Raw genomic sequence first — 20747 nt, 5'->3', positions numbered from 1 at the left:
CGGCCACCCAATCCCAACCCATCCCAGCCATGCCCTCCCTCCACGGAAAATGGTCCCTCGTCACCGGCGCCAGCCGGGGCGTGGGCGCCCACCTCAGCACCGCCCTCGCCCAGCTCGGCTCCAACGTCGTCCTGCATAGCCGCCGGCTCGACCACACCCGCGATCTCGCCGCCCGCCTCGCGCAGACCGGTGTCAAGGTGGTGACCGTCGCCGGCGAACTCTCCGACCAGCGCGCGGTGGACGACCTGCTCGACGCCGCGTTGGAACAGGCCGGCGCCATCGACATCGTCTACAACAACGCCGCCATCATGACGCCCTACCGGGAAAACACCTGGGAAGTCACGGCCGAGGACTTCCGCACCAGCTTCGAGGTGAACGTCATCAGCCTCGCCCGGATCTGCTACCGCCTTATGCCGCCGATGCTCTCCCGCCGTTGGGGACGCGTGGTCAACCTGACCTCGGGCATCAAGGAGCAGCCGGAACTCTGCGCCTACTCGATCTCCAAGGCCGCCGTCGACAAGTTCGTCCGCGACTTCGTCCCCAAGCTGGCCGGCACCGGCGTCCAGATGAACCTGCTCGACCCGGGCTGGCTCCGCACCGACCTGGGTGGCCCGCGCGCGCCGAACGACCCGGCCACCTGCCTGCCCGGTGCGCTGGTCCCCGCCTTGCTCGATGATGGGATCAGCGGTCGCTTCTTCTGTGCCCAGGACTACGCCGGCCTGACGATCGAAGCGGCCCTGACCAAGGCCGGGCGCCGGTAATCCGCCCCCGAAAATGTGCTGGCACAACTGTCACAATCCAGAATTTGCGATTATCATCCCGATCGTTATCGGGACCTGAGAATCGCGTCCCTGCCCCACCCATCAACCTGCCCAGGCAATAAGGCCGATCCTCCATGCGCTCCCTGTCTCCCTCCCTCGCCGCGAACTCGCAACAACGCCCAAACCAGCCCTTTCGCTCACGGGGCGTGATCACCCTGTTGATGGCCACCGCCTTGCTCGGTGGATTCTTCTGCCCGGCCCGGGCCGCTGACCCTGTCACGGCGGTTGCCGAGATGCTGCACAACGGTGACTTCTCCGCCGGCCTGACGCACTGGGAATCCGAACAGGCCAACGGCGCCACCGCCCGGATCGATGTCGTCCCGGACGGGCCGGCTGGCCACCCGGCCCTGAGATTCGAGGTCTTGTCCGTCAGCGACCAGTCCTGGCGCCTGCAGTGGTCGCAAAAACGTATCTCGATCACGCAGGGCCGTCCCTACGTGCTGACCTTCTGGGCCCGGGCTAAAAATGCCGGCGCGATCAACGTGACTTGCATGCAAAACCACGCCCCGTGGGACCACGCCACTCAGGCCAAATTCGAGCTCACCCCGGAGTGGCGCCAATTTGAGTTTCCCTTCACCGGCGCCTGGGATGATACTGACGCCCGCATCAGCTTCACCAATCTGGGCACCGCCATCGGTCAGGAATACTGGTTTGCCCGCTGCTCCCTCCAACCCCGTTAACAGGTTTCTTCCACGCCATGCCACTCTACCATCTCAAAATCAACGGCCAGTCCCGTTCGGTCGATGTAGCGGCCGACACCCCCCTGCTGTGGGTCCTGCGCGACACGCTCAACCTCCTCGGCACCAAGTACGGCTGCGGCATGGGCCTGTGCGGCGCGTGCACCGTCCACCTCAACGGCGCGCCGGTCCGCTCCTGCCAGCTCCCCGTCTCCGCCATCGGCAACACCCCCGTCACCACGATCGAGGGGCTCGACCCCGCCGGGGCGCACCCCTTGCAAAAAGCCTGGTGCGACCACGACGTCCCCCAGTGCGGCTATTGCCAGTCCGGCCAGATCATGAGCGCCGCCGCTCTCCTCAAGCAGACGCCCGCGCCCACCGACCCCGAAATCGACGCCGCCATGGCCGGCAACCTCTGCCGCTGCGGTACCTACGTCCGCATCCGCGCCGCCATCAAGGACGCCGCCCTCATGGCGGCCAAAGGAGGTGTGTCATGAAGCCGCAAATCCACCCGCTCACCGCGGCCTATGACCGCCAGAACGCGGCCGCGCACCCCGACCTCGCGCCCCAAACGATTCCGCAGGATCTCAACCGGCGCGACTTTTTCCGCCTCTCCGCCCTCGCCGGCGGCGGCTTCGCCCTCAGCTGGGCCCTGCCCGGCACCCTCCTCGCCCAGGCCCCCGGGCTCGACAACACGGCGCGCGCCTTCACGCCCAACCCTTTCATCAAGATCACGCCCGACGGCATCGTGATCCTCGTCGCCAAAAACCCCGACGCCGGCCAGGGCGTGAAGACCGCCCTGCCCATGATCCTCGCGGAGGAACTCGGCGCCGACTTCAAGAAGGTGACCATCGAGTACGGCGGCCTCGACCCGCAGCTCGGCGCGCAGTTCGCCGGCGGCAGCATGTCGGTGCCGATGAATTACCAGACCCTCCGCCGCGCCGGTGCCGTCGCGCGCACCGTGCTCGTCCAGGCCGCCGCCGACACCTGGGGCGTGCCCGCCGCCGAGTGCGAGGCCGAAAACAGCACCATCGTCCACCGCCCCACCGGCCGTGTCCTCGGCTTCGGCGACCTCGCCACCAAGGCCGCGTCGATGCCCCTGCCCGACGAGAAATCCGTCATCCTCAAGCGCCCGAAGGAAAACAAGCTGATCGGCAACCGCGTCGGCGGCGTCGATAACCCCGCCATCGTCACCGGCCAGCCGCTCTTCGGCATCGACCAGCAGGTCCCGGGCATGGTCTACGCCGTCTACGTGAAATGCCCCGTCTTCGGCGGCAAACCCGTCTCCGCCAACCTCGACCGCCTGAAGCGCCTCCCCGGCGTGCTCGACGCCTTCATCGTCGAGGGCACCAACGATTATTACGGCCTCCTGCCCGGCGTCGCCATCGTCGGCAACTCGACCTGGACCACGTTCAAGGCGCGCCAGCTGCTCGATGTTGAATGGGACGAGGGTCCCGGCGCCACCCAGAGCTCCGCCGCCTACGAGGAGACCGCCGCCCGCCTCGGCGCCACCGCCGGGCAGGAAATGCGCAAGGACGGCGACCCCGCCGCGGTTTTCGCCGCCGCCGGCAAAACTGTCGAGGCCGTCTATCATTATCCCTACCTCCACCACGCCACGCTGGAGCCGATGAACGCCCTGGCCATCCCGACCGCCGACGGCGGTCTCGAGGTCCTCGCGCCCACGCAGACGCCGGACGACGCCCAGGGCGTCGCCGCCAAGGCCGCCGGCCTGGCCAAGGAGAAGGTCAAACTTCGCTTCACCCGCATCGGCGGCGGCTTCGGCCGGCGCCTGACCAACGACTTCGTCGCCGAGGTCGCCGTCATCGCCATGCGCGTCGGCAAGCCCGTGAAACTCACCTGGACCCGCGAGGACGACACCCGGCACGGCCAGTACCGCCCGCCCGGCTGGCACTTCCTCAAGGGCGCGGTCGACGACGCGGGCCACATCAGCGCCTGGCAAAACCACTTCGTCACTGTCGGCCTCAACAGCGACACCGAGCCATCCCGCGCCGCCGAGCTGAGCAACAACGAACTGCCCGCTCGCTTCCTGACGAACTACCGGCTCGCCCGCTCCATCATCAACACCAACGTCCCCACGAGCTGGCTCCGCGCGCCTGGCAGCAACGGCCTGGCCTTCGTGTTCCAGAGTTTCATCGACGAGCTCGCCCATGCCGCCGGCCGGGATCCCCTGGCCTTCCGCCTCGACCTGCTCGGCGCGGACCAGGTGCTCCCCGGCAACGGTATGTGGGAACCCCCCTACGACATCGCCCGCATGAAGGGCGTCCTCCGGCTCGTCGCCGAGAAGGCCCGCTGGGGCAAGACCCTGCCCAAGGGCTCCGGCCAGGGCATCGCCTTCCACTTCAGCCACGCCGGCTACGTCGCCGAGGTCGCCGAAGTCACCGTCACCCCCGATGGTGCGCTCACCGTCGACCGCGTGGTCGTCGCCGTCGACGTCGGTCCGATCATCAACCCGAGCGGGGCCGAGAACCAGGTCCAGGGCTCGATCATCGACGGCCTCAGCGGCGCGTGGCTGCAGGAACTCACCCTCGACAGCGGCGCCGTCGTGCAGAGCAACTTCCACGACTACCCGATGCTCCGCATCAACGCCACGCCCAAGATCGAGATCCACTTCCACCAGAGTGACAATCCGCCCACCGGCCTCGGCGAGCCCGCCCTGCCCCCGCTGCCCCCGGCGGTCTGCAACGCGCTCTTCGCCGCCACCGGCAAACGCATCCGTCGCCTGCCGATCCTCCGCACCGACCTGGCATGGAGCTGATTCCGGTCCCCGCCGCCCTGCACGAAGTCCTCGCCCGTGCTCCGCGGCTTGGGACCGAGCGCGTCCCGCTGGCCGCCGCCCTCAGCCGCGTGCTGCGCGAGCCGGCCCGCGCCGACCTCGACTCGCCGCCCTTCGACGCCTCCGCCATGGACGGCTACGCAGTCAACGCTTCCTCGTGGAGCCAGGGCGACCCCGCCGTGGTCACGTTCCGCCTCCTCGGTGAATCCGCCGCCGGCGCCGCCTTCACCGGCACCCTCGCCCCCGGCGAATGCGTCCGCATCTTCACCGGCGCCCCCGTCCCCGCCGGCGCCGATCGCGTCGTGAAGCAGGAGGACACCACCCGCGAGGGAGCCCATGTTCGGATGACGAACCTGGGCCCGGCGGGCAGATTCATCCGGCGCCGCGGCGAAAACCGCCGCGCTGGCGACGTCGTGGTCGCGGCCGGCGCCCGCCTCGGTCCGCCCGAACTCGCCGCACTGGCGTCCGCCGGCGTCACCCAGCCGCTCGTGACCCGCCGACCCCGGGCCGTCCACATCGTCACCGGTAACGAACTTGTCCCGCCCCACCAAACCCCGGCTGGCGCCCAAATCCGGGACAGCAACTCCTCGCTCATCGCCGCGTTGCTGGCCCAGCAGGGTACTGACCTCGTGCACCACGCCCACTTGCCCGACGACCTCGCCGCCGCCCAAACCCTGCTCGCCGCCCTGCCCGACCACGATGTCCTGCTCATCTCCGGCGGCGCCAGCGTAGGCGACCACGATTTCGCCCGCCCGGTCCTGACCGCCCTCGGCTACGCCCTGCACTTCCAGCAGATCAACCTTCGCCCCGGCAAACCGCTCGTCTTCGCCAGCCGCGGCGAGCGCCTCGCCTTCGCCCTCCCGGGCAACCCGGTTTCCCACTGGGTGACCTTCCAGCTCTTCGTCGCCCCGTTGCTGCAAAAACTCACCACTGGTCTCGACGCCGCCCCCCCGCGCCGGATGGGCCGCCTCGCGCCCGCCGGTCCCTTGCCGCCACCCGACGCGCGCCAGACCATCTGGCCCGCGCGCGCCGACTGGGTGGACGGCGAGCCTGTCCTCACCCTGCTGACGCTCGCCAGCTCCGGCGACAGCAGCGGCCTCGTCGGCGCCAACGCCCTCGTCCCGCTCCCGGCAAACGGTCTGGACGCCACCCGGCCTGTGGAGTTCATTCCCTGCTGATGACCGACTTCTCCCATCTCGATCCCGCCGGCGGCGCCCGCATGGTGGATGTCGGCGCCAAGCCCGACCAGCAGCGCGTCGCTGTCGCCGAGGGCCGACTGACCTGCGCTCCCCAGACCATCGCGCTGCTCCGCGCCCAGGCCCTGCCCAAGGGCGACGTCCTCACCGTCGCCAAGATCGCCGGCATCCAGGCCGCGAAAAACACGGCCCAGCTGATCCCTCTCTGCCACCCGCTCACCCTCAGCCACGTGGACGTCGAATTCACGGTCGCGGACGACGGCATCGGCATCCGCGCCACCACCCGCCTCACCGGCAAAACCGGTGTGGAGATGGAAGCCCTTACCGCCGTCTCCGTCGCCGCCCTGACCCTCTACGACATGTGCAAGGCCGTCGACAAATCCATGTCCATCGGCGGCATCCGCGTCGTGGAGAAAATTAAGAAGTAAGAATTAAGAAGGAAGAACCAGAACCTGACCTCAGCTAGCAGTGGCTCGATTCCAGCTCCACCCTTTTGCCCCGGCTGCCTTTCCTAATTCTTACTTCTTACTTCTTAATTCTTAATTCTTACTTCTTACTTCGATGAAAGTCGCCCGCATCACCCTCAGCGACCGCGCCGCAAACGGTACCTACGCGGACGAAAGCGGCCCGGAGATCGAGCGCGTCACCGCCAGCCACTTCACCGAGCCGCTCGAGTGGATCCGCGTGCTGCTGCCCGACGATCGCGCCCAGCTCGAGGCCGCCTTCATCCGCCTTGCCGACGTCGAGCACTGCCCGCTCATCATCACCACCGGCGGCACCGGTCCTTCCGCCCGCGACATCACCCCCGAGGCCACGCGCGCCGTCCTCGAGAAGGAGCTGCCCGGTTTTGGCGAGGTCATGCGGCTGCACAGCTACGAGAAGGTGAAGACCGCCATCCTCTCCCGCGCCACCGCCGGGGTGCGCGGCCGTTCACTCATCATCAATCTCCCCGGCCGCCCGCGCGCCATCGGCGAGTGCCTGCCGCTCATCGTGCCGGCCATCGCCGAGGCCCTCGACCACATCGCCGGCTTCCGCCCGGGCCTGGTGCACGAGGTTTTCAAGGCGCCATGCCGGCCCTGACCAAGCCGCGCTTCGACCGGCAGGAACTGGCCGGCGCCTTCGGCGACATCGGCACCGACCTGCCGCTGATCGCCGGCATCCTGCTCGCCACCGGACTGGAACCCTCCGGCGTGTTCCTCGCCTTTGGCCTCGCCCAGATTGCCTCCGGCCTGCTCTACGGCCTCCCCATGCCCGTGCAGCCCCTCAAGGCCATGGCCGTGGTCGTCATCGCCGGCCAGGCCACCGGCGGACAGCTGCAACTCGCCGGCCTGATGATCGGCGCGCTCATGCTCCTGTTGGCCTACTCCGGCCTGCTCGACCGGCTGCAAAAAATCATCCCCGTGCTCGTCGTGCGCGGCATCCAGGCCGGGCTCGGCATCGCCCTCGCCCGCACCGCCCTCGGCCTGACCGGACGCGAAGGCCACTGGGGCTGGATCGCCGCCGCCGTGGCCGTCGCCCTGCTCATCTGGTTGCGCCGCCACCACCACCTGCCGGGGGCCCTGCTCGTCGTCGGCGCGGGAGCGCTCTGGGCGGCGTTTTACCGCATCGACTGGCCCAGCCTCGCCGCGGGCTTCGGCTGGGTCGCCCCCACGCCCGCCGCCCTGCCGTGGGACCAATGGCTCGCCGCCCTCACCCTGCTCGTGCTCCCGCAGGTGCCGCTCTCGCTCTCCAACTCCGTGATCGCCACCCAGCGAACCGTCACCGACCTGTTCCCCGACCGGCCCGTGACCCTCCGCGGCATCGGCCGCACCTACGGCGTGATCAACCTGCTCTCCCCCTGGCTGGGCGGCATCCCCATGTGCCACGGCTGCGGCGGTCTGGCCGGCTACTACGCCCTCGGCGCCCGTACCGGCGGATCCGTCATCCTCTACGGCACGCTCTACCTGGTGGTCGGCGCGCTCTTCAGCGGCGCCTTTCAGGAAGTACTCCGGGCTTTCCCCGCGCCCGTGCTCGGGGCGGTCCTCCTCGTCGAGGCCGGCGTGCTCCTGCTGTTGCTGCGCGAGGTCCCGCGCACGCCCCTGGCCCTGGCGATCGCCGGGGTGGTGGCCCTCGTTTGCGTTTTCGCCCCGCAAGGGTACCTCAGCGGGATGATCGTGGGTTGCATCCTCTTCTATTCCCTGCGTCGCTGGCTCCCCCCGCCCGCCCGCGCCCCGGGCTGACCATGCCGCTCGACCAATACAACCGCGACATCGACTACCTGCGCATCTCGCTCACCGATGCCTGCAACCTCCGCTGCGTCTACTGCATGCCGGAGCACATGACCTTCCGGCCCCGCGACGAGCTGTTGAGCGACGACGAACTGCGCCGGCTCATCACGCTTTTCGGTTCACTGGGTTTCCGGAAAATCCGCTTCACCGGCGGCGAACCGACGCTGCGCCCGGCCCTCGTGGACCTGGTGCGCCACGCCACGCACACCCCCGGCATCACCACCGTCGGCCTCACGACCAACGGCGTGCTCCTCGACAAGCTGGCCCAGCCTCTCCGTGACGCCGGGCTCCAGACCGTCAACATCTCGATCGACAGCCTCGACGAGGACAAATTCCGGAAACTCACCCGCTGGGGCAACCTGCGCGACGTCCGCGCCGGTCTCGACGCCGCCGCCCGCGCCGGCCTGCGCGTGAAGCTCAACGCCGTGGTCTGCCGCGGCGTGAACGACGGCGACGACGTGATCGAGCTCGCCCGCCTCACCCTCGCCAATCCCTGGCAGGTCCGCTTCATCGAGCAGATGCCCTTTGGAAACAATTCCGACTTCCAGACCAAGGGCATGGTCAGCGAGGCCGAACTGCTCGCCCTGCTGGAAAAGACCTTCGGCCCCCTCGAACTCGTCAACGGGGGCAAACTCGACGGCGAGGCCCGGCTCTACCGCCTCCCCGGCGGCGCCGGTGCGATCGGTTTCATCAGTCCCGTTTCCGCCCCCTTCTGCGCCGCCTGCAACCGCATGCGCCTCACCGCCGACGGCGTGCTGCGCCTCTGCCTCCTCCGCGACAACGAGATCAACCTGCTCAACCACCTCCGCGGCGGTGCCAGCGACGCCGTCATCGCCGACTGCATCCGCGGCGCGGTCCACGAGAAGCCTTGGGGCCACGGCCTCGCCCAGCACCTCATCCCCGCCGCCCGCGGCATGTCCCAGATCGGCGGCTGAGGTTTTCCCGATGCCCATGTCCCGCCCGATTCACGTCCGCTTCTTCGCCATCCTCCGCGAGCAGGCCGGCGTCTCCACGCTGACCCTCGACACCGTCTCGCCCGACGCCGCCACCTTGTATGCTGAACTCCAAGGCCGTTGCCCCGGCCTGACCTTCCCCGTCGCCTTGCTGAAGGTCTCGCGCAATGAGGCCTACGTGGACCTCACCACCCCGCTCGCCGCCGGCGATCGCGTGGTCTTCATCCCGCCCGTCGCCGGCGGCTGAAAATGGTTATCGATTCGTTGAAATTCATCCGACCTGTGGGAGCCGCCACCCATGTTTGAGCTCACTGCCACCCCGATCGACCCCGCCGCCCTGTCGGCCCGGCTGAACGCGCCGGAGGCGGGCGCGCTGACGATCTTCGAGGGCCGCGTGCGCAACCACCACCTCGGCCAGCCGGTCACTCACCTCGAATACGAGGCCTTCGACGACCTGGCCCGCCTCGAGGGCGAGGCCATCACCGCCGAGACCGAACGCATTTATCCCGGCACCAAAGTGCTCTGCGTCCATCGCACCGGCTCCCTCGCCATCGGCGAGGCCGCCGTCTGGATCGGCATCGCCTCCGCCCACCGGCAGGCCGGCTTCGCCGCCTGCCGCCACGTGATTGAGGAGTTGAAGCTGCGCCTGCCCGTCTGGAAGAAAGAACATCATCCCGGTGGCGCCGCGGAATGGGTCAACTGCACCGCCGAGGCCGCGGCCAGGCCCGCCACCGACGAGATGTACGCCCGTCAGGCCGCACTGCCCGAGGTCGGGACCGCCGGCCAGGCCAAGCTGTCCGCCGCCCGCGTGCTGGTCGTTGGCGTCGGGGGACTGGGTTGTCCCGCCGCCCTCTATCTCGCCGGCGCCGGTCTCGGCCGGCTCACCCTCGTCGACGGCGGGAAGGTCGAGCGCTCCAACCTGCCGCGGCAGATTCTGTTCACCACTGCCGAGCTCGGCGCGCCCAAGGCGCTCGCCGCCGCCGCCCGGCTGCGTCTGCACAACCCCTCGGTCCAGATCACCAGCCACGAGGGCGATCTCACCTCGGCCAATGCTCGGGCGCTCGTCGCCGGCCACGACGTCGTGCTCGACTGCACGGACAATTTCACCTCCCGCTTCCTGCTCCACGACACCTGCCTCGCCCTCGGCGTGCCGCTGGTGTCGGCCGCCGTGCACCGCTTCGAGGGCACGCTTGACGTGTTTACACCCGGCGTCGGCGGCTGTCTCCATTGCCAATGGACCGGCCGCAATCCCGGCGAGCTCGACAGCGCGGGCAACTGCGCCGGCGGCCCGGTCTTCGGCCCCGCCGTCGGCGTGCTCGGCGTGATGCAGGCAGCGGAAGCGATCAAGCTCATCCTCGGTCTCGCCGGCGACGCTCCTCGCCAGAGCCGCCTCGTCAACCTGCTCGACGGCTCGCAACTCAGCATCGCCCGCGAGCCCCGCCCGGACTGCCCGGTTTGTTCGCGCCTAGATACGCTCAAGGCCGTGCCCCCGGTCGCCGTCACGGACACGACTCTCTTCCTTGATCCCGCCCGGATCGCCTCCGTGGGCCCCACCGCCCAAACCGTCTACCTGACCGAACCCGGCGAGACCGCCCCGGCCGGCATGACGTCCGTGCCTGCGCTCGACCTCGCCCGCCTGCGCGAACTCGCCACCGCCGGTCCGCTCGTCCTCACCTGCCGCTACGGCGTCCGCAGCGCCGCCCTCGCCCGCCTCCTCCGCACCGAGGGCAACACCCAAGTCTTCGCCCTCACCACCGCTTAAACCTCTTTTTTGCGCTTCTTGTGGCCATTCCTGCCTTTGCGTGATCATGCCTGAAATTTCCCGCATTCTTACCGCCCTCGACTCCGCCGCCGGCCAACCCGCGGCCTTGGCGACCTTGGTGAAGGTGGAGGGGTCCTCCTACCGCCGGCCCGGGGCGCGCCTGCTCCTGCTGCCCGACGGCACCCGGCTCGGCTCGATCAGCGGCGGCTGTCTGGAAGAAGATGTGATCGAACGGGCCCGCCGCGTGCTCGCTACCGGTCAGCCCGACACAGCGGTCTACGATACCACTGCCGAGAACGATCTCGTCTGGGGCGTCGGCCTCGGCTGCCAGGGTGTCGTCCGGGTCCTGCTCGAACGCGTTCCGGCGGCGCGGCCCGACTGGATCGCCACCCTGCGGGACAACCTGCACGCGCGCCGCACCACGGCGCTCACCGTGAACCAGTCCGGCACGGCTCTCGCCGGAGCCACCGCCGCCGGACAGGACGTCTTTCACGAGATCATTCCCGCCCCGCCCGCGCTGATCCTCTGCGGCGCCGGCGATGACGCGATCCCGCTCGCCCAGCTGGCCCGCGAAACGGGCTGGCATGTGACCGTGGTCGACTCCCGGGCCGCCTACGCCACCCCGGCGCGGTTTCCCCACGCCGACCGGATCATCACCGCGCCACTCTCCGAGATCACCCGCCAACTCCCCCTCGACGCGCGCACCTTCGCGGTCGTGATGACCCACCGCTATGTCGACGACCGGGAGTTTCTCCGGGCCCTCCTGCCGCGCGACTTCGCTTACCTCGGCCAGCTGGGCCCGCGCGCCCGCACCGACCGGCTGCTGCAGGAATTGAAAACTGATGGCCTCGCGCTGACTGACGCCCACCTCGCCAAGCTCCACGCCCCCGTCGGCCTCGACCTCGGTGGCAGCACGCCCGAGACCGTCGCCCTCGCCATCCTCGCCGAGTTGCAGGCCCGTCTCACCGGCCGCACCCCCGCCCACCTCCGCGACCGCCCCGGCCCGATCCACGGCTGAGGTCTTTCACCACGGATTGCTCGGAAGGACACGGATCAGAAAAATCCCAGGCCACCACGACCCTCGCAACCTCAGCCAACCTGCAGTCGCACTCCTGAATGAAGTATTGGTTTCCATCCGTGGTATCCGTGTAATCCGTGGTTAAATTGCATCGTGTCTCTGCAACCTGACTTTCAATGCGGTCTCGTCCTCCTCGCCGCCGGCGGTTCGCGGCGGATGGGTCGGCCGAAACAACTGCTGCCCATCAAGGGCCAGACGCTGATCCGCCATGTCACCGAGCTCGTGCTGCGCGCGCCCGTTCACCCCGTGGTGGTCGTGCTCGGCGCCGAGGCGAAAAAAATCCAACCCACCCTCGCCGGCCTCGGGATTGTCATCGCAGTGAACCCCGCCTGGACGGAAGGGCTGGGCTCCTCCCTGCAGACCGGGGTGGAAACGGTGCTGGAACACTCGCCGGACGTGTCGGCCGTGATCGTCGCGCTCGCCGACCAACCCGGCCTGCCTCCGCGTCATCTGGAGCGCCTGATCACCCGGTTCCGCGACGGCGGTTGCACGGCCGTGGCCTCGCAAACCGGTCCCGACCTGGTGCCCCCGCTGCTATTCGGCCCCGCGTGGTTCCCCCAACTCTGCGCGATCAAGGGCGACCTCGGGGCGCGCGCCCTCTTGCGCGAACACCCGGCGGACGTCGCCACCTTGCCGCTCGAATCCAACACCGACCTCGACACCCCCGAGGACTACGCCCGCTACACCAGTTGAGCGACCGTATCCGCTCAGCGAAAGAGCCGATAGAACAGGTAGCCGTAGCACTCGCGCAGGGCGGTCTCGGTCTCCTTCCACGCGGCGGCGGAGGGCAGGAAGTCCGTGATCAGCAGAGGGCGGCCCGGGTTGAACCGCACCTCCACCGGGAAAGGCAAGCAGTCCACCCCCGCCCGGCGGAAGAGCAGCACGGACCGCGGCATGTGCCAGCCGGTCGTGACCAGGATCACGCGGCGCCAGCCGCGCTCGCGCACCAACTCGGCGACGGCCCGCGCCTCGTCCGCGGTGTTGGCGATCCGGCGCGTGACGACGATCCGGTCCGCCGCCACCCCACGGAACCGCGCCAGCCGGCGCAGCTCCTCGCCCTCGCTGACGGTGCGGTGGTCCCAGGGCATGAGGGCGCCGGTGAAGACGACCTGCGGCACGCGGCCGGCCTCGAGCAACGCCAACCCGGCATCAAAGCGTTCATACCGCACCAGCCAGGAGCCGAGCTGTTCGTCGGGTGGCAAATAGCCCAGCACCCCGCCCAGCACCACCACGGCGTCGGCCGGCCCCGCGGCCGCCGGCTCCAGCCGCGGATAGCGGGATTCGAGGCGGCCGATCAGGAAACCGGCCACCACCGGCAGGCTGCACACGTAGAGCACCCCCAACGCCACGATCCCTGGCCACCATTTTTTTCGCCACAACGCCAGCAGCACCAGGCCGCACACCAGACCGAAGGGCAGGACCAGCAAGGGCAGGACTTTGTTAAGGATCAGCATGTCAGCGGCGCCGCGGCAAGGGGAGCACAAGCCGGCCGGCGATCAACGCTTCCTTCCGCGGACGCGTGAGCTGCTTCAGCTGGTATTCTCGGCGCAGGGCGCGACTCACGGTCATCGGGCCTTCCGACCAGAGCAGCGTAACCGGCCCGCGGGCGCGGGTGTATTTCGCGCCTTTCCCGGCATCATGCTGGGCGAGGCGCTTGGCGACATCACGTGCCGTGCCGATGTAGAGCGTGCCGTCACGGCAGCGGACAATATAAACATGGGCCCGGGGCGAAGGCATCGGTTACCAAGGCATCGAACAAACACACCCCGGCGCTTCGCACCACCCCTCATGATAGAGGGGATTCTCGCCCGCGTGGATTTGATTCCCCTCCATGAAGAGGGGTGCCCGACCGGGCGGGGTGTGTGGGAGATCCACGCTCACTTCTGCGCCTGGCTCAGGCCGAGGAGGATGTCACCCGGGGGCAGTTCATCATATTCGATCTGCATCATCAGGTTTCGTTGGATCAGGTCGGCGGTCTTCGCCTCGGCCCCGGCCAGCAGGGCCAACACTTCGGCGGAGGGCGTTTCACCCAGCAAGGGCACGCGCGCCGTGATGCCGGCCGGCAGCGGGAACGGCGCGGCTTGGTAAGAGCCGGACGCTTCGTCGAAATAACGCCGGTCCAGTTCCTTCAGCGGGGCACTGGCCGCCGTGCCCCCATTGAGCTGCCGCATCGCCAGCAGCAAGGCCGCGTGGTCCACCGCGGTGTCACCCGGGATCACCCGCGCCGTGCCGGCCGGGCGGTACACATCACGGTTCAGTTTCTCCACCAGGCGCGTTGCCTCCGCCCGGAGCCGCTTTTCCCCGGAGCGATGCAGCGCCCCCGCCAGCAGGGCTTGGGCCATGAGCCGGCCGGAGCCGACCTTGGCGAACGTCGGCCGCTGGGCCGCGTCACGGTTTTCGTCTAGCGTCCCGTCCAGCGCGGCCGCGAAGCTGCCGTCGGGATTGCGCAGTTCCTTGAGCACAAAATCCAGGGCGCCAATGCCCGCGGTGCGGAGGGCCTCGTCCTTCCCCACCTCAGCCGCCTCGAACAGCGCGAGCGCGATGCGGGCCTGGTCGGCGAGGAGCTTCTGGTGGTAGGGCTCCTTCCACTGGTCGTCGATACAGCGCCGGTAGAAACCGCCGTCCACCGGATCGCGCAGCGCCCCTTTCACCAGGGCCCGCGCGGCGTTGAGCGCGGCCTCGCGGGCGGGACCTTCCCTGGTCAGCAGAAAACGGATCAACTCGGGCTCGGGCAGTTTGGGCGCACTGCCGAAACCACCGTGGACGGGATCGATCGTGCCCGCCCAGGCCGCGGCGGCGGCATCCAGCTTGGCCCCGATGGCCAGCGTCGCCGCCGGATCCAACGGCACGGGACGCATCATCTCCGCCGCCTCGGTCGCCAGCGCCCGGGCCCGGGCCGGATCCAGCGCCCAGGTGTCGAGCGCCGCGCGGGCGGCCTTGAGGAATCCCGGCTTTCCCCACTCCTCGGAGGGCGGCAGGTAGTTGGCCCCGTCGTAGGGCTGGAGCGTATCGGGGGTGAGCCACAAGTGGACAGGTGAACCCTGGAGCTGCTTCACCGTGCGGATGAAATACTGGCTGAAGGCGGCGACATCGGGCTGGGCGTCGGCGTCCACGAAGAGGCAGAAGAAATTCTCGTTGAGCCAGGCTACCGTCTTCTCGCTGGTGAAGGTCTGGCTGATCGTGGCCCGCGTGAGCTCACTGAGCGGCGAGCCGACGAAGACATAGACACTCTTGCCCGATGCCCGGGCCTGCGCGAGCGAGGCCTCGGTCCACGGCTGCCAGTGCACCGCGCTGCCGGCCTGGGCGCGGATGAATTCGGTCGGGCCGGCCGCGAGGGGCGACGGTTCGGCCGCGCGCATCACGCCAGCAAGCACCATGATCACACAGAGGGGCAGAACACGGGGAATCATGCGGGAATTCAGAGCCACTCCAGCCCGGGAGGCGAGCCTAGGATGCAGCGCACCGCTGTAGGGCGGGGTCTCCGAACCCCGCCTCGAACGAGATGTCGTCATCGAACAAAGGCGGGATTCAGAGATCCCACCCTACAGCAAAACCAATTCCTCACTTCCGCTCGAAGAGCAGCAGCGGGCCTTGGTTGCAGGCCACGACGATGCGCGGGCCCTTCCCACCCGGGAGCACCACCGCGGCGCGCGCTTCACCCGGCACGAGCACGCCGGCGGCGGCGGGCAGAAGCGCGGTGAACGCACCCTGGCCGTCACCCTTGAGGACGAGACCGAGACTGCCGTCGAAACGGCCGGTCGATGGCTCGGGGCCGAAGTGGTTGCCGACCAGCAGGAGGTCGAGCTTGGCGTCACCATCGAGGTCGCGCGCGACGATGGCATTGACCGGGGCCAGCTGGGCCTCACGCGGCAGCGGGGCAAACCGGAACGACCCGTCGGCCTGCTGCACGAAGACCCCGCTGGCGAGTTCCGTGGCGCTGAGGCGCTGCACGCCGGCGAGCCGGTCGGCGCCGAAGAGGTCGGCGAGTGAGGCCGCGGCAAAGGCCTTGTAGGTCGGGAATTTCTTCGCGAGCCAGGGGAACGCGTAGGCCAGCTTGCTGCGCCCGCGCACGGGGACGAGCTTGCCGTCCTGATATTGCGCCTCGACGAGGTGCGAGCGACCGCTGCCGTCGAAATCCCCGGCGTAGAGCTCGGTCGGTTCGGCGGTCGAGGCGTGATATTTGGTGTTGAGGCCGTTGTTGCCGGCGACGATGTCCGGCCGGCCGTCGCCATTCACGTCGGCCACGGCCAGCGCGCTCCACCAACCCGTGGCGGCGGCCAGCGGCGTCTTCACGAGTGACCAGCCCGTGTTGTTGAACACGCTGACCTGGCCCCATTCGGTGGCGACGATCAGGTCGGACTTGCCGTCGCCATCGAGATCGGCCCAGAGCGCGGCTGTGACGAGGCCGAGGCCGCTCAGGCCAGGGGCCACCCGGTCGGTCACGTCGGTGAATTTCCCGCCCTCATTGCGGTAGAGGAAGCTACGGGGCGTCTCCGGGTATTTCCCCGGCACCGTGCGACCGCCGACAAAGAGGTCGGTCCTGCCATCCCCATCAAAATCCGCTGCGGCCACGACCTGCGTGCACTCCCCGTCTGCGGGCAAGGCGCCGGCCGGAGCGGCGGTGAAACGACCCTTGCCGTCGTTGAGGTAGAGTCGGTCGTGGTACAGGGCATCCCCCTTGGGTGACTGGACGCCGCCGGCGGCGACATACAGGTCCGGGGCGCCGTCGCCGTTGGCATCGAGGAAGATCGCGCCGGTGTCGTCGGCCTCGGCGGCCGCGTTCCACGGCTGGTCGGCGGCCGGGGTGTAAGACCCGTCGGCCTGCGCGAAAAAGAGGCGACCGGCTTGCCCGGCGGCACCGCTGACAAACAGATCGGCATGGCCGTCGGCGTTGACGTCGGCTGTGGCCAGCGCCGGCCCCTGGCCGTTGAGGCGGCGCGGCAGCAGCCGCTGGCCGATGAACTCGTCGTAAGGGCGGAGCTGGGTCGTGTGCTTCAGACCACGGGCCGCGGCCACCTCCACGAAGAGGGCGTCCGCCCGCGGCGCCTGCTTGAAGACGGCAGGGGCGAGATTGGCCCCTTCGGCGAGCGCCGGTTCCTTGACGGTGATGAGCCGGTCGGCGCGTAGGTCCTCCAACACCTGCACCTGTCCGCGCGGCCAGCGGATGGTGAGTTTCCGGATGACGGGATCGGCGCCGAGGCCAAAGTGAACCAGCGCCGGCTCGCTCGAGGCGATGCCGCGCTCGTTGAACAGCTGGCGCACCTGCACTCCAGCGGCGGTCTCCAGCCTGAGTTCCGCGCCAATACCCTCGCGATTTGGGGCCCGGCCGTCGAGGCGGATGACCACGGCGTGGCCGTCGGTGGTATCGTTGCGGATGACGGTGGGCGGACCTTCGTGATTGGCGTAGACGAGATCAAGATCGCCGTCGCCATCAAGGTCGGCCACGGCGGAGCCGAAGGCGACCGTGGTCTCGTCCAGACCCCAGGCGGCGGACATGTCGGCGAAGGCGAGGCCGCCAAGGTTGCGGTAGGCCAGCGTCTTTTCCCGACGCGGAGCCGAGTTCTGCCAGACCTTGGCGCGGGCGGCGAGCGTGGGGGCGACGTTCTGCTTGTCCACCAGGTCGGCGTCGATGAAGTTGCGGATCATGCCGGCGGTGACGAAGGCGTCGATCCGGCCGTCGTTGTCGAGGTCACCGAGGCGGGCGGACCAGGTCCAGCCCGTGGCTTCCAAGCCGAGGAGGTGGGCGGCCTCGGCGAAGCGGTCGGTGCCGCTGTTCAGGTAGACGGCGTTCCACATGTACTGGGGCACGAGTTCGCTGACGCGCTCCATTTCCCAGAGGCCGCGACCGATCTCCTCCATCCCGGTCATATACTCGGCATGGTTGCGGTCCCGCATGTCGGTGATGAGGAAATCCACCAGCCCGTCGTTGTTGAGGTCGCCGGCATCGGCGCCCATCGAGAAATACGTGACATGCGGCAGGCGCTCGTCGACCACGTCAGTGAAGGTGCCATCACCCCGGTTGAGGTAGAAGCGGTCGGGCGTCTCGAAGTCGTTGGCGACATACAGATCGGGCCAGCCATCGTGGTTGGCGTCGAGCCAGAGCGCGGTGTGGCCCTGCGTGAGACCCCAGATGCCGGCCTTCACGGTCACATCGGCGAAGGTGCCATTGCCGTTGTTGCGGAAAAGGTAGTCGCGGCGGCCCTGCGGGGATTTCGTGAAATCAAGGATGTTGGTGACGAGGTAGCAGTCGAGGTACCCATCGCGATCATAGTCGGCGAAGGTGGCGTGGACGGAGGCGTCCTTGATATCGAGGCCGTATGCCTTGGCGCGCTCGCTGAAGGTGCCATCGCCCTCATTCACGAACAGGAGGTTGGGCAGCTCATAGCGGCAGACATAGAGATCCGGCCAGCCGTCCTGATTGATGTCCACCACGGTGGCGCCGGTGTTGCTGGAGAAACCGTCGGCGACGGCCACGCCGGCCGGCTGGGCGACCTCCTGGAACTTCCAATCCACCGACTGGAGATAGAGCGCGCAGGGGCCGTTCTTGGAGATGGCAAAGAGGTCGGGCCGGCCGTCCCGGTTGAAATCGGCCACGGCCACGCCAGTCTCGACGGCGCCGAGGGTGAGCTCGCGGAAGCGGTTGCCCCACATGCGCGGATCGTTGAAAACATTCGTCACGGTGAGGCCGGCCGCCGCGGGATCGAGCCGCGTGAAGGGCTTGGCGCCGGGGGCTGCCGCCAAGCGCGGGCGGAGCGGCACGCTCGAGGTGTCGGCGGCGGCGAGGACGGCCAACGAGGCAAGGAGACAGGGGAGCAGTTTCTTCAGCATGGCGTGGGGTGACAGCGGGGATCAGGCAGGATGAGCAGCAAGGGAGACGGACGACGGAGCAGGGAAACGGATGGCGAGCCACGCCAGGGCGAGGGGCGCGAGGTAGCTGCCACCGCGCTCGACCACCTCGAAGAACGGCGCCGGGGCGCCGCTGGTGAGAAAAAGGGATTCGGTACCAAGTTTCCAGACGGCGACAAACACGAGCAAGGCCGGAACAGGGCGCACCAGGACCAGAGTGGCGAGCGCCACCTCGAACCAGCCGACCGCGAGCATGACGGCGCCGGGGTCGCCGGGGCCAAGCACGGCGTAATGCTTCGCCAGCGCGGCCTTCTCCAGGAGGAGGGCGCAGCCGGCATGGCCGAGCAGCAGCACGACGGTGGTGAGGCGCAGGGTCCAGGCCAGGCGGTGGCGGGTGTCCCCGGCGGGGGCCGGCCACCCCTCGGGCAGCCGGGCGAACCAGCCGCCGGCGAGACCAAGGGCGACGAGCGCGGCGAGCGGTACGCCGTAGTTGCCGGCGCGCTCGAAAAACTCCGACCAACCCTGCCCGGCCAGCGGCCGGAGTAACGCTGTCCAGACCGCCCAGGCCGCCGCCCAGGCGAAGAGCGCGCGACACGGCCAGACGAAGGCGAGGAAACCGATCGCGATATCCATTGCTCCGACCCAGGGCATGAGTTGCCACGCGAGCGGCTCGCCGATGCCGGCCACCGCGAAATACGGGAGCCAGCCGGCCTTGGTGATGATGCCGTAGGCGCCGTGGCCGATGAAACAGAGGGCTACCCCGCTGCGGAAGAAAAGGGACAGCGCCGCACCAGCGTCGGGCAAGCCGGATGGACGGAAAGAAGCGGGCGTGGATGCAGACAAAGGGAGCAGGATTAAAATTGTAGGGCGGGGTCTCCGAACCCTGCCCGGCCACAACACCTACTTCACGACCGGCTGCAGCGCGTTCTCGAAGACGTAGTCGGCGATGCTGATGCCGGCCTTCTGGCCCTCGATATTGGCCGACATGGTGTGAATGCCGCCATAGACGCGGCTCATGCCGACCTCCCGGCGGGCGTCGGACAGATTCTTGAAGGTGCGCACGGCACCGGGCAGACCGTCGGAGGTGGTGGTGAACTCGATCTCGTCGGTGCCAAACCAGCGCTCAAGCAGGCGGGTGCCGGCGCCGGTGAAGGTGCTGTGGCCGGAGGTGTAATCGGGATGGGCCGGGGCCGCCATGTTCGGGATGAAATCGGGATTATGGACGACCAGCGGATTGAATTTCCGGTCCTCCTCGCGGATCGCGGACTCGGGCCGCCAGGTCCGGTAGAAGTACTTGCTGTCCCAGCAGGAGATGCCGGCGTCCGCGCAGGCGAAGTTGAGCAGCGCGAAAAGCCGGGCGCAGGTGACGGTGTCGAGCTTGTTCCGCCGCGAAAGGTCCTGGGCGATGGTGTTCCAGTGACCGGCCGGCGTGGAGGAACCGAGGTCATCCATCCAGAAGGGAGTGGACAGGGTCTGGTATTCGGTCCGCTCGGCGTTGTCGCGCGGGCCGACCTTGTTCACGAAGGCGATTTCCTCGGCGTATTCCTTCGAGTCGATCCGCTGCGGCGGCGGGGCGCGAAACTGATCCGGGGCCTTCATCACGTAGGGCGTGGTCGTGGCAACCTGCGGGGTAACGGGCGGCCGGAAGCCCGGGGGCGTCTCGCGCCAGATGCCGGGCTCGTTGCTGCTGAAGGAACCCTCGGGCAGCTTGTTCCAGCCGCTTTGTGCGCGGATCGCGAGCACCGCCGCGGCGACCTTGCGTCCGTAAGCGACCCCCTCGGTCTCGGCGGGACCGTCAGGGATTTCCGCCAGCGCCTTCTCCAGGGCGATGTCAAAGTTGCGCGGGTTGGACGACTGGCCCCACAGCGCATGGAGCACAGTGTGCGCCGCGCCCGCGATGGCGGCATCGATATTCACGCCGGCTGGCGCCGGCTCGCTCACCCGCCACGGCTGGTGGGTGCGCACGATGCCGTTGACCGCATCGTAGATCGCGGCGTGATAGGTCGCGAGGTGCAGGGAGGCAATCGGCGGCGGATTGCGCCCCAGGCGGGTGGCATTGAGCACCTGCTCGTTCCAGACGAGCACGGCGTTGTCTGCGGCCAAGGCCGGCAGGCAATAACACGGGAGGGCGAGGAACGCCAAAACGACAAGACGGGGGAGTTTCATGCGGGAGGGTAGGAATGACCGGAAAAATGGCCGGCGGAGGGAAACGGAAAGGTGCGGCAGGTTGGGTGATTCCTGCGGGGTCTGCAAACCCTTCAGGGGCGAATCGCCGCCACCGGGGGGCGAAAAGAAAAGACCCCGTCGGGGCCCTAATCCCGGCGAGGTCATAATCTGCTACCCAAGTATGAAC

19 protein-coding genes are annotated in these 20747 nt (G+C 68.7%); 13 read left to right on the top strand and 6 right to left on the bottom strand.

Annotated elements, in window-relative coordinates; genetic code table 11:
• Positions 1-29 precede the first annotated feature (29 nt).
• The 13 genes from Verru16B_RS09090 to Verru16B_RS09030 all read left to right on the top strand — a co-directional run bounded on the left by Verru16B_RS09090 (position 30) and on the right by Verru16B_RS09030 (position 12241).
• Entirely contained in the window at positions 30-761 is a 732-nt protein-coding gene (locus Verru16B_RS09090; RefSeq protein WP_069961987.1) for an SDR family NAD(P)-dependent oxidoreductase, read from the top strand.
• Between the two features lie 206 nt (positions 762-967).
• The gene (locus tag Verru16B_RS09085) at positions 968-1501 is read left to right on the top strand and encodes a carbohydrate binding domain-containing protein (protein ID WP_069961986.1); all 534 of its coding nucleotides are present in this window, start codon (positions 968-970) and stop codon (positions 1499-1501) included.
• A 17-nt stretch (positions 1502-1518) separates the two neighbouring features.
• Positions 1519-1995: a (2Fe-2S)-binding protein gene (locus tag Verru16B_RS09080; protein ID WP_069961985.1), complete on the top strand. Its 477-nt coding sequence runs from the start codon at positions 1519-1521 to the stop codon at positions 1993-1995.
• A complete protein-coding gene (locus Verru16B_RS09075) occupies positions 1992-4274 on the top strand; it encodes a xanthine dehydrogenase family protein molybdopterin-binding subunit (RefSeq protein ID WP_083270231.1) in 2283 nt (760 codons plus the stop codon). Before Verru16B_RS09080 ends, Verru16B_RS09075 begins: the two co-directional genes overlap by 4 nt.
• A complete protein-coding gene (locus tag Verru16B_RS09070) occupies positions 4265-5470 on the top strand; it encodes a molybdopterin molybdotransferase MoeA (RefSeq protein ID WP_069961984.1) in 1206 nt (401 codons plus the stop codon). The genes Verru16B_RS09075 and Verru16B_RS09070 overlap by 10 nt, the downstream gene beginning before the upstream one ends.
• Complete coding sequence (gene moaC, locus Verru16B_RS09065; RefSeq protein ID WP_069961983.1) at positions 5470-5916, top strand: cyclic pyranopterin monophosphate synthase MoaC; 447 nt, start codon at positions 5470-5472, stop codon at positions 5914-5916. Before Verru16B_RS09070 ends, moaC begins: the two co-directional genes overlap by 1 nt.
• A gap of 133 nt (positions 5917-6049) precedes the next feature.
• Entirely contained in the window at positions 6050-6568 is a 519-nt protein-coding gene (mog, locus tag Verru16B_RS09060) for a molybdopterin adenylyltransferase (RefSeq protein ID WP_069961982.1), read from the top strand.
• Positions 6556-7707 (top strand): putative sulfate/molybdate transporter, encoded by a 1152-nt coding sequence (locus tag Verru16B_RS09055; RefSeq protein WP_069961981.1) that lies wholly within the window; start codon positions 6556-6558, stop codon positions 7705-7707. Before mog ends, Verru16B_RS09055 begins: the two co-directional genes overlap by 13 nt.
• Positions 7708-7709: 2 nt before the next feature.
• Positions 7710-8690 (top strand): GTP 3',8-cyclase MoaA, encoded by a 981-nt coding sequence (gene moaA, locus Verru16B_RS09050; protein ID WP_069961980.1) that lies wholly within the window; start codon positions 7710-7712, stop codon positions 8688-8690.
• Between the two features lie 16 nt (positions 8691-8706).
• Positions 8707-8955 (top strand): MoaD/ThiS family protein, encoded by a 249-nt coding sequence (locus Verru16B_RS09045; protein WP_069961979.1) that lies wholly within the window; start codon positions 8707-8709, stop codon positions 8953-8955.
• Between the two features lie 51 nt (positions 8956-9006).
• Complete coding sequence (locus tag Verru16B_RS09040) at positions 9007-10470, top strand: ThiF family adenylyltransferase (RefSeq protein ID WP_069961978.1); 1464 nt, start codon at positions 9007-9009, stop codon at positions 10468-10470.
• Positions 10471-10516: 46 nt separating this feature from the next.
• Positions 10517-11488: an XdhC family protein gene (locus Verru16B_RS09035; protein ID WP_069961977.1), complete on the top strand. Its 972-nt coding sequence runs from the start codon at positions 10517-10519 to the stop codon at positions 11486-11488.
• A 153-nt stretch (positions 11489-11641) separates the two neighbouring features.
• Positions 11642-12241, top strand: coding sequence for a nucleotidyltransferase family protein (locus Verru16B_RS09030; RefSeq protein WP_083270229.1), 600 nt, complete (start codon positions 11642-11644; stop codon positions 12239-12241).
• Between the two features lie 14 nt (positions 12242-12255).
• Here the strand turns inward: Verru16B_RS09030 and Verru16B_RS09025 are convergent, their stop codons facing one another.
• The 6 genes from Verru16B_RS09025 to Verru16B_RS09000 all read right to left on the bottom strand — a co-directional run bounded on the left by Verru16B_RS09025 (position 12256) and on the right by Verru16B_RS09000 (position 20560).
• Positions 12256-13002: a YdcF family protein gene (locus tag Verru16B_RS09025; protein WP_069961976.1), complete on the bottom strand. Its 747-nt coding sequence runs from the start codon at positions 13000-13002 to the stop codon at positions 12256-12258.
• 1 nt (position 13003) lies between these two features.
• Positions 13004-13285: a GIY-YIG nuclease family protein gene (locus tag Verru16B_RS09020; protein WP_069961975.1), complete on the bottom strand. Its 282-nt coding sequence runs from the start codon at positions 13283-13285 to the stop codon at positions 13004-13006.
• Positions 13286-13425: 140 nt separating this feature from the next.
• Positions 13426-14958, bottom strand: coding sequence for a DUF255 domain-containing protein (locus Verru16B_RS09015; protein WP_069961974.1), 1533 nt, complete (start codon positions 14956-14958; stop codon positions 13426-13428).
• Positions 14959-15109: 151 nt separating this feature from the next.
• Positions 15110-18376, bottom strand: a complete 3267-nt coding sequence (locus Verru16B_RS09010; protein ID WP_069961973.1) for a VCBS repeat-containing protein — start codon at positions 18374-18376, stop codon at positions 15110-15112.
• Between the two features lie 21 nt (positions 18377-18397).
• Positions 18398-19198, bottom strand: a complete 801-nt coding sequence (locus tag Verru16B_RS09005; protein WP_069961972.1) for a hypothetical protein — start codon at positions 19196-19198, stop codon at positions 18398-18400.
• Positions 19199-19294: 96 nt separating this feature from the next.
• A complete protein-coding gene (locus Verru16B_RS09000) occupies positions 19295-20560 on the bottom strand; it encodes a vanadium-dependent haloperoxidase (protein WP_069961971.1) in 1266 nt (421 codons plus the stop codon).
• Positions 20561-20747 lie beyond the last annotated feature (187 nt).

Origin of the sequence: Lacunisphaera limnophila (assembly GCF_001746835.1) — a bacterium.
Classification (GTDB): Bacteria; Verrucomicrobiota; Verrucomicrobiia; order Opitutales; family Opitutaceae; genus Lacunisphaera; species Lacunisphaera limnophila.
The sequence above is the reverse complement of the archived record's forward strand: the minus strand, read 5'-3'. Positions and strand labels throughout refer to the sequence as shown.